Raw genomic sequence first — 12,728 nt, forward strand, 5'->3', positions numbered from 1 at the left:
CCCTTCGTCGTGCGGGCACGCTCGTCGCCGTCGCCCCGTGGGCCACGTCGTGGAGCGCCGGGAGCACCCCTCTTCGGGACCGTCCCCGACGTGGCCACCCCTCAACGCGGCCTTCGGCCCCATCCTCTCGCCCGTCGCCCACCAAGGTCCCGCGAGCCACGTCGTGAAAGAGCGGGGCCACCACCCTCAGCGGAGCCTTCGGCCCAATCCTCCCAGGATGCCCGTGCCCCGGGCGGACACGTCCTCGTCCGGGTAGGGCCACCACGTGAGGTCGGCGACCCCGGGTTCGATGGGGTGGAAGGGGCGGAAGGCGCGCTCGACGGTGCGCCGGGGGGCGGTCGAGGCCAGGGCGAGGAAGCCGCCGCCGCGCATGAGGGCGTGCAGGGCTCCGACGTCGGCGGGCGGGTCGTCCGCGGTGAAGGGGCGGGTCATCAGAACGGCGACGGGCTCGTCGAAGTCGACGAGCCCGGAGGTGCTGAGGCGCCGCGTGAGCGCACCGTCGCCGGAACCGTCCGCGGTGATCACGGCGGTGCCGGAGGAGGACAGCATCCCGGCGGTGCCCTGCGGTGCCACGTGGACGAACCGGGCGTCGGCGCGGGCGGCGCGCACGCGTTCGGCGGTACCGGGGACCGGACAACCCCAGTCGACGAACTGGGTGACGCCGGCGTCGGCGCACAGGAAGTCGATCACCCGCCCCAGGAAGGCCTGGTGCACTCGGGTCTCCTCGGACACGGCGGGTTCGGGAGGCCGGGCACGCGCGCCGAGGCTCACCACGCGCGAGAGCTGGGGAGGAATCTGCGCAGGCGGGTGGCAGGCGGCCGTCATGCGGCCCGGTTTCGGCCCCCGGACATCCGTCACGTACTCGCTCCCCCAGCCGGTTCGCTCGCGGGAGGCAGAGCGGTCCCCCCACACGGACCGATCGGGCCCCGGGGCATCGCGCCTTGCCGTCAGGGCCCCGATCGTACCCCCTGGGAACGTGATCCCTCACACATCCCTGAGTGTTATGCGACCCATTTCGCCGTTTGTGGCTCCCTGGGGCACAAGAGGTTGATGCGCTCCCGGCCGGGGCACCACCGGCTCGCTCCCGGCCAGGACATCCACCGCTCCGTTTCTGGCCGAGCACCGACCGCCCCGTTCCGGGCTCGGGCGTCCACGCCTCGCTCCCGGCCGGGGCACCACCACCGGCTCACTCCAGGCCGGGCATCCACCACATCGTTCCCGGCCGGTGGCACGGAAACCGGCGATGGCCTACACCGGCCAGCCGGGTGTCAGAGCACGTTACGGGGGTCCGGGGCCGGGACCAGGCGGCCGTCGCAGTCGACGTACTCCCACCGGGGCCCGTGCGCGACCAGGTCGGCGACCGCGCCGACGAGCCGGTCCACGTGCTCGACGGTGGTGCCCACGCCCAGGCTCGCCCGCACCGCCTGCGTGTGGCCCTCGGCCAGCAGCGCGTGGGTGAGCCGGTGGGCGCAGAACAGGCCGTCGCGGACGCCGATGCCGTACTCCGCCGACAGCGCCGCGGCCAGCAGGTCGGCGGGCAGGCCGTCCACGGTGAACGACACGATGCCCACCCGCGGGTGCTCCTCGCCCCACAGCGCCAGCTCCCGCACGCCCCCGATCTCCGCCAGGCCCGCGCGCAGCCGCTCCAGCAGCACCGACTCGCGGATGTGCAGACGCTCCTGGGTGTCGGGGGTGAAGGTATCGCAGGCGGCGGCCAGGGCGACGGCGCCGAGCACGTTCGGGCTGCCCGCCTCGTGCCGGGCGGGCAGGTCGTTCCACACGACGTCGTGCTCGGTGACCAGCTGGGTCGCGCCGCCGCCGGACAGGTACGGCGTGGCCGCGCGCAGCCAGTCGGCGCGTCCGGCCAGCACTCCGGAGCCGAACGGCGCGTAGAGCTTGTGCGCGGACAGGGCCACGTAGTCGGCGCCCGTCGCCGTGAGGCTGAACGGCAGGTGCGGCACGTACTGGGCGGCGTCGACCACCACGCGGGCGCCCTCGGCGTGCGCGACCGCCACCAGCTCCTCCACCGGCCAGATCTCGCCCGTGACGTTGGAGGCCGCGGTCACGCACAGCAGGGTGGGGCCATCGGGCGCCGCGCTCAGGGCCGCGCGGGCGGCCTCGACCGCCTCCTCCGGGGAGGACGGCAACGGCAGGCGCTCGACCCGCCCGGCGCGGGAGGCGGGGTGCTCCCAGGGCAGCAGGCTCGCGTGGTGCTCGGACTCGAACACCACCACCGTGCAGCCCTCGGGCACCGACCGCGCCAGCAGGTTGAGCGCGTCGGTGGTTCCGCGCACGAACACCACCGCGTCCGCGGGCTCGGTCCGCACGCCCAGGAACCGGGCCACGCTGCGGCGGGCGCGCTCGTAGGCGTCGGTGCTCACCCGCGAGTGGTGGCCCGCGCCGCGGTGCACGCTGGCGTAGTAGGGCAGGGCCGCGGCCAGCGCGTCGGCGACGGGGGTCAGGCACGGGGCGCTCGCCGCGTAGTCGAAGTTCGCGTACTCCACGCACTCGCCGGTGACCAGCGGGACACCGCCCTCGGCGGCGACGATCGTGCACGCGTCGGACGGCGCGGTGCGGGCGGCGGGAGCGGTGTGGGTACGGCTGACGACGGTCATGGGGCACCTCTTCTGTGGGTCGTGGGACCCACAGGGGTGCCGGGAACGGCGACGCCTCAGGGGTCCGCGCTTGTCTGACACGGTCGTGTCGGGACCTGGTCCTCACCCGGGGCACCCCACCGCGGATGGAGGGTTGCCGACCAGCTAGCCGGGGCTTAGCGCTGGTACTCGTGACCTGCTCAGGAGGCTAGCACAGCGCCACGGACGGTCAACCCCGCGGCCTGGTGTGGCCCACGACACCCCCCGCTTGACACCCCGCGGACCCGCTGCGCCATACTGATCCCACTGCCTGCCCTCACGCCGCGGGTGTCCGGTTCCCCCGGCCGCCCTCCAGGCGCGAGACTCCAGAGCGTTGGAGTTTTCGCATGCCTGCCCGCGAGCGAGAGGTGAGTCCGTTGCCCGGCGACGACCGAATGCAGCAGTTGTTCCGCGACCCGAGGGTCGTCCTGATCTCCGGCTACGCCCGTCTGCCCGACTCGGTGGCGAGCCACTCCCAGTACCAGCGGCTCGGCGTCGTGCTCGCCGTCGACAGTTCCGACGGCCGGATCGTCGCCGCGGACACCACCCTGCTGACCGACCTGGCCAAGGACTTCTTCCGGGCCCTGGTCGAGGGCGCCTCGGTCACCGAGGACATCGCCGAGATCGTCCAGCGGGTACAGACCAGGTACGCGGGCCAGTCCGGTGCCGCGCTGACCACCGCCCTGCGCCGCTGCCTGGAGACCTACTACCAGATGCGGGACGGCGACCAGCTGCCCGGCGACCCCGACGGCAAGGAGTGACCACGCCCGTGACCGACACCCCATCCCGCACCGCGCCGCTGCCCCTGGCGGGGGTACGCGTGGCCGACCTGTCCCGGGTCCTGGCGGGCCCCTACGCCACCATGCTCCTCGCCGACATGGGCGCGGAGGTGGTCAAGGTCGAGCAGCCCGGACGCGGCGACGACACCCGTGCCTGGGGGCCGCCGTGGGCAGGCCCGGCCGACGACGCGCCCGGGAAACCGGAAGCGCCGGACACATCCGGTTCCGCGGACACGCACCCCGGGGAGTCCGCCTACTTCCTGTCGGTGAACCGCAACAAGCGCAGCCTGGCGGTGGACCTCAAGGACCCCGACGGCCTCGCCGCCGTCCAGGACCTGTGCGCCTCCTGCGACGTCGTCGTGCAGAACTTCCGCCCCGGCGTCGCCGAACGGCTCGGCCTGGGCTACGGAGCCGTCCAGGCCCGCAATCCGGCGGTCGTGTACTGCTCGGTGAGCGGGTTCGGTCCGGAGCACGAGCCCGCCAGCCGGCCGGGGTTCGACATCGTCGTCCAGGCCGAGAGCGGGCTGATGGCCACGACCGGCCCGGCGGAGGGCCCGGCGAGCAAGGTGGGCGTGGCCCTGACCGACGTACTCACCGGCCTCAACGCCGCCGTGGGCATCCTGGGCGCCCTCATGCGGGCCCGGGCCACCGGCGTGGGCGAGGACGTCAGCGTGTCCCTCATCAACTCGACCCTGTCGGGCCTGGTCAACCTCACACAGCAGGCCCTGGTCACGGGCGAGGAGCCGGCCCGGATGGGCAACGCGCACACCACGATCGTGCCCTACCAGGTCTTCCCCACCGCCGACGCCGACATCGTCGTCGCCGCGGGCAACGACGCGCTCTACCTGCGGCTGTGCGCCGCGATCGGCCGCGACGACCTGGCCGCGGACCCGCGCTACACGACCAACCGGGGGCGCGTCGCCCACCGCGAGGAGCTGGTCGCGGCACTGACCGGCACCCTGCGCTCGCGCGGCGCCGACCACTGGATGGCCGTCCTGGTGGAGGCGGGTGTCCCGGTGGGCCGCGTGCGCGGCGTGCTCGACGCCCTCCGCACGGCCGACGCCGGCGGGGACGACGTCCTGCGCACCGTGGAGCACCCCACCGCCGGGTTGCTGGAGCAGGTCCGCGCCGGCTTCCGGCTGGCGGGCTCTCCCCCGCCGCTGACCCCGCCGCCGCTGCTCGGACAGCACTCCCGGGAGCTCCTGACCGAGCTCGGCGTGGGCCCCGAGCGCATCGACGCCATGGTCAAGCGCGGCGCCGTACAACAGGCGGACGTGTGATCCGCCCGGCCGGGCCCTCACCGATCCCGGCCGGGCCCCGCGCCGCCGCCCGACCGACCGCCGCGCGACCGGCCGACACCAGATCCGCCGCCACTCGACCGTCCGTCACCCGACCCACCGCCGCCCACGGCACAGACCACCGGCCCGCCGGGCCGACCGCACCACGAAGGGACACCCACCGATGAGCGACTCCCAGCACAGGCCCGCCGCCCCGGACCCGCGCGACTTCCTGGCCGTGGACGCCACGCTGTCCGACACCGAACGCGACGTCCGCGACGCCGTGCGCGCCTTCGCCACCCGCGAACTGCTGCCGAACGTGGCGGACTGGTTCGACGCCGGGACCCTGCCAGACCCGCGCGGCCTGGCCAAGGCCTTCGGCGACCTCGGTGTGCTGGGCATGCACCTGGAGGGCTACGGCTGCGGCGGCTCCAGCGCGGTCGCCTACGGCCTCGCCTGCCGCGAGCTGGAGGCGGTCGACTCCGGCCTGCGCAGCTTCGTGTCCGTGCAGGGCTCCCTGGCCATGGCCGCCATCCACAAGTACGGCTCCGAGGAGCACAAGCGGGAGTGGCTGCCCCGCATGGCCGCCGGCGAGGCGATCGGCTGCTTCGGCCTGACCGAGCCCGACTCCGGGTCCGACCCCGGCTCCATGCGCACCCGCGCCCGCCGCGACGGCTCCGACTGGGTGCTCAACGGCACGAAGATGTGGATCACCAACGGCTCGGTCGCCGACGTGGCCGTGGTGTGGGCCGCCACCGACGACGGCATCCGCGGGTTCGTGGTCCCCACCGACACCCCCGGCTTCTCCGCCAACGTCATCCACAGGAAGCTGTCCCTGCGCGCCTCGATCACCGCCGAGCTGGTGCTGGAGGACGTGCGCCTGCCCGGCGACGCGGTCCTGCCGCTGTCCAAGGGCCTGGGCTCACCGCTGTCCTGCCTGAACGAGGCCCGCTACGGCATCGTGTGGGGCGCGGCCGGGGCCGCGCGCGCCTGCTACGAGGCGGCGCTGGAGTACGGACTCACCCGTGAGCAGTTCGGACGGCCGATCGCCGGCTTCCAGCTCACGCAGCGCAAGCTCGCCGACATGGTCGTGGACGTCAACCACGCGAACATGACGGCGCTGCGGATCGGCCGGCTCAAGGACGCCGGCGAGTGCCACCACAACCACGTCAGCTTCGGCAAGTTCTCCTGCGTGGCCGCCGCCCAGCGGGTGGCCGCCGCCGCCCGCTCCGTGCACGGCGCCAACGGCATCACCCTGGAGTACCCGGTGATGCGGCACATGGTGAACCTGGAGACGGTGGCCACCTACGAGGGCACCGAGGAGATCCACGCCCTGAGCATCGGCCAGGCGGTCACGGGCCTCTCCGCCTTCCGGTGACCGGGGCCCGCACTCCGCGCGCCGCACCCCGGACGGGCATACCGGGGTGCGGCGGCCCGTGCCGACCCTCCACAATGGAGGTATCCGACCGAGAGGGTTGCCGAGATGGTCAACGAACCGACGAAGCGGTTCGAGATGACGCGGTTGCGGCGTACGGCCAATGCCGTCATCAGCAACTTCGTCAAGTACGGGGCGTGCCCGCCCGAGATGCACCTGCTCACCACGCGGGGGCGCAGGTCCGGGTTCCTGCGCACCATCCCGATCAGCGTCCTGGACAGCGAGCGCGGCCGCTGCCTGGTCGCCCCCTACGGGGAGGTGGACTGGGTGCGCAACCTGCGCAAGGACGGGTTCGCCACCCTGCGCCAGGGCGGCTGGATCGAGCTCATCAGCGTCCGGGAGCTGGAACCCGAGGAGGCGGCGCCGCTGCTGAAGGAGTACCTGCAGCACCCGAGGGCTGCCGTGGTGGGACCGTACTTCGAGACCCCGCCGGACGCACCAGAGAACGCGTTCGTGGACGAGGCCCCCGGGCACCCGGTGTTCGCGATCGTGAGGTCCACCACGATCCGGATCTGATCGGGGTCCGGGCGGCGGACCGCGCCGGTCCCCGGCACCTTCACCGGTGCCGGGACCGGCGTGTCAGTTGCGCACGCGGTAGACGTCGTAGACGCCGTCGACGCCGCGCACCGCCCGCAGCACGCTCCCCAGGTGGGCGGGGTCGGCCATCTCGAAGGTGAACCGGCTCTGCGCCACACGGTCGCGGCTGGTCTGCACGGTCGCGGACAGGATGTTGACGTGCTGGTCGGAGAGCACCCGGGTGATGTCGGACAGCAGCCGGGAGCGGTCCAGGGCCTCCACCTGCAGCGCCACCAGGAACATCGAGTCCTCGGTGGGCCGCCACTGCACCGCCACCATGCGCTCGGTGTCCAGGGTCTTGGCGTTCACGCAGTCCGCGCGGTGCACGGACACGCCGTTGCCGCGGGTGACGAAGCCGACGATGTCGTCCCCCGGGACGGGGGTACAGCACTTGGACAGGCGCACCCACACGTCGGAGTCGCCCTCGACCACCACGCCCGGGTTGCCGGTCTTGGTCCGGCGGACCGCCGTCCTGCCGGGCAGCGCGGACTCGGCGATGTCCTCGGTGTGGCTCTCCAGCCCGCCCATGGAGTCCACCAGCTTGGACACCACGTTCTGCGCGCTCACCTGGTGCTCGCCCACCGCCGCGTACAGCGAGTCCACGTCCGGGTAGCGCAGGTCGCTGGCCAGGGCGATGAGCGCCTCGCCGCTGAACATGCGCTTGACCGGCAGCTCCTGCTTGCGCATGACCTTGGCGATCTCGTCCTTGCCCTGCTCGATCGCGGCCTCGCGGCGCTCCTTGGTGAACCAGTGCCGGATCTTGTTGCGGGCGCGGGCGCTCTTGACGAAGTTCAGCCAGTCGCGGCTGGGCCCGGCGTCGGGGTCCTTGGAGGTGAGGATCTCCACGGCCTCGCCGTTGTGCAGCTCGTTCTCCAGCGGTACCAGGCGGCCGTTGATGCGCGCGCCGACCGTCCGGTGGCCGACCTCGGTGTGCACGGCGTAGGCGAAGTCCACGGCCGTGGCGCCCTGGGGCAGGGAGATGACGTCGCCCTGCGGGGTGAAGACGAACACCTCCTGCACCGACAGGTCGAAGCGCAGCGACTCCAGGAACTCGCCCGGGTCCTTGGTCTCCTGCTGCCAGTCGATGAGCTGGCGCAGCCACTGCATGTCGGTGGTGCCCTTGGCCTTGGGCTCGGAGCCGCCGCCGCGGTCCTCCTTGTACTTCCAGTGCGCGGCGATGCCGTACTCGGCGCGGCGGTGCATGGCGCGGGTGCGGATCTGCAGCTCGACCGGGTTGCCCGAGGGGCCGATGACCGTCGTGTGCAACGACTGGTACATGTTGAACTTGGGCATCGCGATGTAGTCCTTGAACCGCCCCGGCACGGGGTTCCACCGCGCGTGGATAGTTCCCAGGGCCGCGTAGCAGTCGCGGACGCTGTCCACCAGGACCCGCACGGCGATGAGGTCGTAGATCTCGTCGAAGCCGCAGTTGCGGGCGATCATCTTCTGGTAGATCGAGTAGTAGTGCTTGGGCCGCCCGCGCACGGTCGCCTTGAGCTTGGACTCGCGCAGGTCCGCCGAGACCGCCTCGATGACCTCCTGGAGGTAGACGTCGCGGCGGGGGGCGCGCTCGGACACCAGCCGGGCGATCTCGTCGAAGCGCTTGGGGTAGAGGGTGGCGAAGGCCAGGTCCTCCAGCTCCCACTTGATGGTGTTCATGCCCAACCGGTGGGCGAGCGGGGCGAAGATCTCCAGCGTCTCGCGGGCCTTCTTCTCCCGTTTGGCCTTCGACGGGAGGTAGCGCAGGGTCCGCATGTTGTGCAGGCGGTCGCACAGTTTGATGACCAGGACGCGGATGTCGCGGGCCATGGCCACGACCATCTTGCGGACGGTCTCGGCCTGGGTCGCCTCGCCGTACTTGACCTTGTCCAGCTTGGTGACGCCGTCGACGAGCTCGGCGATCTCGTCCCCGAAGTCGGCCCGCAGCTCGTCCAGCGAGTACTCGGTGTCCTCGACGGTGTCGTGCAGCAGGGCGGCGGCCAGGGTGGCCTCCTGCATGCCCAGCTCGGCGAGGATGGTCGCCACGGCCAGCGGGTGGGTGATGTAGGGGTCGCCGCTCTTGCGCTTCTGATCGCGGTGGTGGTGCGCGGCGACCTCGTAGGCGCGCTCGATCAGCCGCACGTCCACCTTCGGATGGGTGGCGCGCACGGTCTTGATCAGTGGTTCGAGCACCGGGTTCATCGTTACTCCCCGCTGGGCGCCGAGTCGGGCGAGTCGCCTGCGGACCCGCACTGTGGAGGACGTGGTGGAGGGGGTGGACGCCGCGCGCCCCGGTGCCCCCGCCCCGGAGACGTCGGAGGGCGCCGCATCGCTCGCGGCGCCCTCCGGGCGGTCCCCCTGTGGTCTTTCGCTCGCCGACACAGGTGTCTGATCGCTCCGCGCCGGCGCACGGGTGACGTCGGCCTGCCCTCCCGGCGCGTCCGGGCGCCGGGCCCCGGAGGCGTCCGGCCGCGGTCCGCTCGCCGATACGGCCCCGGTCGAAACCACTTCGTTGGGCATGCCTACCTCCCGCGGTCCGTCCGGTCGCGCGGGCGTCATCAACGCCGATGGCGAAGGCGTCGCCCGGCTCCACCGGTACACGTGCGTGTCGTCAAGGGCCAGTCTCCGACGCGGCCGCCGCGGTGTCTCCCCCACGGACCGCCCCGCGGTCGCGGGAGCGATCTGCGTCTCCCGGTCGCGCTCCGGCGCCTCCCACGTGACCCTGTGTGACACGTATCACCTGGGGTGTGACCCCTGGTGTAGGAGTACATCAACGATGGCGGGCCCCCTCCCATTCCCGTGGGGACGGAGAGGGTGGAACGCGGATCGCCGGATCAGACCGAGAGGAGGCAGTGCGGCTCCACGTCGGGCAGCTTCTCGCGTCCCTGGAGCGCGGCGAGTTCCATCAGGACCGAGAATCCCACGACCGTACCACCCGCTGTGCGGACGAGTTCCACCGCGGCCCTGCCGGTGCCTCCGGTCGCGAGGACGTCGTCGACGATGAGCACACGGCTGCCCGGGTGGAGCGCGTCGGCGTGGATCTCGACGGTCGCGGTCCCGTACTCCAGATCATAGGCCCGGCCGATGGTCCGCGAGGGCAGTTTCCCGGCTTTGCGCGCCGGGACGAAGCCCGCGCCCAGTTCGAGGGCGACGGGGGCGCCGAAGATGAAGCCGCGCGCCTCCAGCCCGATGACGTGGTCCACTCCGGCGTCGAGGAAGGGCGCCGCCAGGGCGGCCACGGTCGCGGCGAACGCGTGCCGGTCGTTGAGCAGCGGCGTGATGTCCTTGAACAGGATGCCGGGCTCGGGGAAGTCGGCGACGTCGCGGATGCGGGACTGGATGAGTTCCAGGTCCGGAACGGCGTCGGCGGTGTCGGTCGTCATGCGGGGCCTCTGCAGTGGGATGCGGGTGCGGGTGGCCACGCACGGCGGTACCGGCCCCCGCGCGGGGAGCCGGTACCGAAGTCTGTGGCCGTCGGAGGGCGGACGAGGCCGGCCCTTCCGGTCTCGGTCCCCGAGGGGACCGGGCGGGATCAGCTCTGGGGCTTGTCGTCGTCGCCGAAGTCGGGGCGGTCCTCCACCGGGGTGTCGTCGGCCGCGGGCGTGATGACCTCGCCGATGCCGGCCTTGAGCATCCGGATACGGGTGCCCGGAGAGATCTCCAGCAGCACGTCGGTGTCGTGGATCTCCACGACGGTCGCGAAGATGCCCGCCTTGGTCATGACCTCGACGCCGGGCACGAGGGCCGCCTGCATCTGGTTCTCCTGCTGGCGGCGCTTCTGGTTCGGCCGCCAGAACAGCAGCCAGAAGACCAGCAGGATGAGCAGGAACGGCAGGATCATGGAGAGCAGCCCGCCCGCGGGCTCTCCTTCGGCGGCGAGATGGTAAATGCCCTGCACGGGGGCGTCCTTCCTGACGTTTCGTCGTGTGGCCGACGGATCCCGGTTCGGACACCGCGACGACCACCTTGAGCATGCCACCCGGATTCATCCCGGGTCGCACCCGTCACCTGTAACGCTCGACGGGCCCGACACGTTCCGCGAGTGCCGAAAAGACATCCGCGGGGTGCGCGGGGCGGGGCCCCGCGTCGGCTGGTGGACCCAGCTTACGTGGCGCCGGTCACCGTCGGCCCACCAGTGGAGATCGGTGTGTTAACGATCGCCGGTCAGGGCTGCGCGGCACCGTTCGCGCCGGTGGAGTTCGCGTCGGCACCGTTCGCACCCGTGCTGTTCGTGCCCGTGGCCTTCGTCCCGGCACCGTTCGCCCCGGTGCCGTTCGCGTCGGCGACGGCCGCGCCGAAGGCGGCGTCCGGCGGCGGGGTCAGCCCCATGTGCGCCCACGCCTGCGGGGTGGCCACGCGCCCGCGCGGGGTGCGGGCCAGGAAGCCGGAGCGGACGAGGAAGGGCTCGGCGACCACCTCCACGGTCTCCGCCTCCTCCCCCACCGACACCGCCAGCGTGGACAGGCCGACGGGCCCGCCGCGGAAGCGGCGCAGGAGGACGTCGAGGATGGCGCGGTCGAGGCGGTCCATGCCCAGTTCGTCGACCTCGTAGAGGCGCAGGGCGGCGCGCGCGGTCTCCAGCGTGAGCCGACCGTCGCCGCGCACCTCGGCGTAGTCGCGCACCCGGCGCAGCAGCCGGTTGGCGATGCGGGGCGTGCCGCGCGAGCGCCCGGCGATCTCGCGGGCGGCGTCGTCCTCGATGGGCGCGCCGAGCAGGCCGGCCGAGCGGTGCAGGATCAGCTCCAGCTCGTCGGGCCGGTAGAAGTCCATGTGGGCGGTGAAGCCGAAGCGGTCGCGCAGCGGCGCGGGCAGCATCCCGGCCCGGGTGGTGGCGCCGACCAGGGTGAAGGGCGCGATCTCGATGGGGATCGCCGTGGCGCCGGGCCCCTTGCCGACCACCACGTCGACCCGGAAGTCCTCCATGGCGACGTAGAGCATCTCCTCGGCGGGCCGGGCCATCCGGTGGATCTCGTCCAGGAACAGGACCTCGCCCTCCTGGAGGGTGGAGAGCACGGCGGCCAGGTCGCCGGAGCGCTCGATGGCCGGGCCGGAGGTGATGCGCAGGGGCGCGCCGAGCTCACCGGCGATGATCATGGCCAGGGTGGTCTTGCCCAGCCCGGGCCCGCCCGACATCAGGATGTGGTCGGGGGCGCGGCCCCGCCGCTGGGCGCTGTGCAGGACCAGGGAGAGCTGCTCGCGGACGCGCTCCTGCCCGACGAACTCGGTCAGTGCCCGGGGGCGCAGGGCGCCCTCCAGCTGCCGTTCGTCACCCTGCGCGTCGGGTGAGACGGCGTCGCGCTCGTAGGCCGACGGCTCGTCCGTGGGTTCCATGGGGGCCGGTCTCCTTGTCGGGGCGTGTTCGTTGGGTACCGCGCACACCCTAGGGCGGTGCGGCGGGGCGGGCGTCCGCCGCCCGCTCCCTAGGCGCGGCTGAGCCTGCGCAGGGCGCTGCGCAGCAGGACGGCGACGTCGGCGGTGTCCTCCGCCTCGGCGGCCACGGCGGAGGCGGCGGTCTCGGCGTCCTTGGCCGACCAGCCGAGGTTGACCAGGCCGGAGACCACCTTCCCGCGCCAGGCGTCGTCGGGGGCGGGGGCGGGTTCGGCCGTGCCGGGCAGGGTGCCGTCGGTGAGGATCGGGCCCTCCAGCTTTCCGGCCAGCTCCAGCACGATGCGCTGGGCGCCCTTCTTGCCGATCCCGGGCACCCTTGTGAGCGCGGCGGTGTCCTCGGTGGCCACCGCGTGGCGCAGGGTGGCCGGGCTGTGGACCGACATCATGGCCAGCGCCAGCCGTGGTCCGACGCCGGAGGCGGTCTGGACCTGCTCGAACATGTGCTTCTCCTCGTCGTCGGCGAACCCGAAGAGCGTCAGGGACTCCTCCCGGACGACGAGGCTGGTGGCGACGGTGCCGGTCTCGCCCACGTGCAGGCGCGACAGGGCGGTGGGGGTGCACTGGACGGTCATGCCGACCCCGCCGACGTCGATCACGGCGGTGCCTGCGCCGCGTGCGGCGACCCGGCCGGTGAGGAACGCGATCATGGCGTGGGGGCACC

11 protein-coding genes and 1 riboswitch are annotated in these 12,728 nt (G+C 72.8%); of the genes, 4 read left to right on the forward strand and 7 right to left on the reverse strand.

The window, feature by feature from the left end; all coding sequences use genetic code 11:
* Positions 1-186 precede the first annotated feature (186 nt).
* Positions 187-825 carry an SAM-dependent methyltransferase gene (locus tag ADL05_RS28965; protein ID WP_053620194.1) on the reverse strand — a complete coding sequence of 213 codons (639 nt, stop codon included), beginning with the start codon at positions 823-825 and terminating at the stop codon, positions 187-189.
* 443 nt (positions 826-1,268) lie between these two features.
* On the reverse strand, positions 1,269-2,615 hold the full coding sequence (locus ADL05_RS28970) for an aminotransferase class V-fold PLP-dependent enzyme (protein ID WP_053620195.1): 1,347 nt from the start codon (positions 2,613-2,615) through the stop codon (positions 1,269-1,271).
* Positions 2,616-2,676: 61 nt separating this feature from the next.
* Positions 2,677-2,791: riboswitch (SAM riboswitch) on the reverse strand.
* A gap of 219 nt (positions 2,792-3,010) precedes the next feature.
* Here ADL05_RS28970 and ADL05_RS28975 point away from each other — a divergent pair.
* The 4 genes from ADL05_RS28975 (at position 3,011) to ADL05_RS28990 (ending at position 6,640) form a co-directional block, all read left to right on the forward strand.
* Positions 3,011-3,394 (forward strand): DUF3870 domain-containing protein, encoded by a 384-nt coding sequence (locus ADL05_RS28975; protein ID WP_053620196.1) that lies wholly within the window; start codon positions 3,011-3,013, stop codon positions 3,392-3,394.
* Between the two features lie 8 nt (positions 3,395-3,402).
* Positions 3,403-4,692 carry a CaiB/BaiF CoA-transferase family protein gene (locus ADL05_RS28980; protein ID WP_197285976.1) on the forward strand — a complete coding sequence of 430 codons (1,290 nt, stop codon included), beginning with the start codon at positions 3,403-3,405 and terminating at the stop codon, positions 4,690-4,692.
* Between the two features lie 181 nt (positions 4,693-4,873).
* Positions 4,874-6,067 (forward strand): acyl-CoA dehydrogenase family protein, encoded by a 1,194-nt coding sequence (locus ADL05_RS28985; RefSeq protein WP_053620198.1) that lies wholly within the window; start codon positions 4,874-4,876, stop codon positions 6,065-6,067.
* A 105-nt stretch (positions 6,068-6,172) separates the two neighbouring features.
* Positions 6,173-6,640, forward strand: coding sequence for a nitroreductase/quinone reductase family protein (locus ADL05_RS28990; RefSeq protein WP_053620199.1), 468 nt, complete (start codon positions 6,173-6,175; stop codon positions 6,638-6,640).
* 63 nt (positions 6,641-6,703) lie between these two features.
* On the opposite strand, the gene ADL05_RS28995 is transcribed toward ADL05_RS28990, so the two are convergent.
* The 5 genes from ADL05_RS28995 to ruvA all read right to left on the reverse strand — a co-directional run bounded on the left by ADL05_RS28995 (position 6,704) and on the right by ruvA (position 12,714).
* Complete coding sequence (locus ADL05_RS28995) at positions 6,704-8,881, reverse strand: bifunctional (p)ppGpp synthetase/guanosine-3',5'-bis(diphosphate) 3'-pyrophosphohydrolase (protein ID WP_053620200.1); 2,178 nt, start codon at positions 8,879-8,881, stop codon at positions 6,704-6,706.
* Positions 8,882-9,513: 632 nt separating this feature from the next.
* Positions 9,514-10,062: an adenine phosphoribosyltransferase gene (locus ADL05_RS29000; protein ID WP_053620229.1), complete on the reverse strand. Its 549-nt coding sequence runs from the start codon at positions 10,060-10,062 to the stop codon at positions 9,514-9,516.
* Positions 10,063-10,211: 149 nt separating this feature from the next.
* Complete coding sequence (yajC, locus tag ADL05_RS29005) at positions 10,212-10,577, reverse strand: preprotein translocase subunit YajC (protein WP_053620201.1); 366 nt, start codon at positions 10,575-10,577, stop codon at positions 10,212-10,214.
* 266 nt (positions 10,578-10,843) lie between these two features.
* On the reverse strand, positions 10,844-12,010 hold the full coding sequence (gene ruvB / locus ADL05_RS29010) for a Holliday junction branch migration DNA helicase RuvB (RefSeq protein WP_053620202.1): 1,167 nt from the start codon (positions 12,008-12,010) through the stop codon (positions 10,844-10,846).
* Positions 12,011-12,099: 89 nt separating this feature from the next.
* Entirely contained in the window at positions 12,100-12,714 is a 615-nt protein-coding gene (gene ruvA, locus ADL05_RS29015) for a Holliday junction branch migration protein RuvA (RefSeq protein WP_053620203.1), read from the reverse strand.
* Between the last annotated feature and the right edge of the window lie 14 nt (positions 12,715-12,728).

The organism is Nocardiopsis sp. NRRL B-16309, from assembly GCF_001279585.1.
Lineage (GTDB): Bacteria > Actinomycetota > Actinomycetes > Streptosporangiales > Streptosporangiaceae > Nocardiopsis.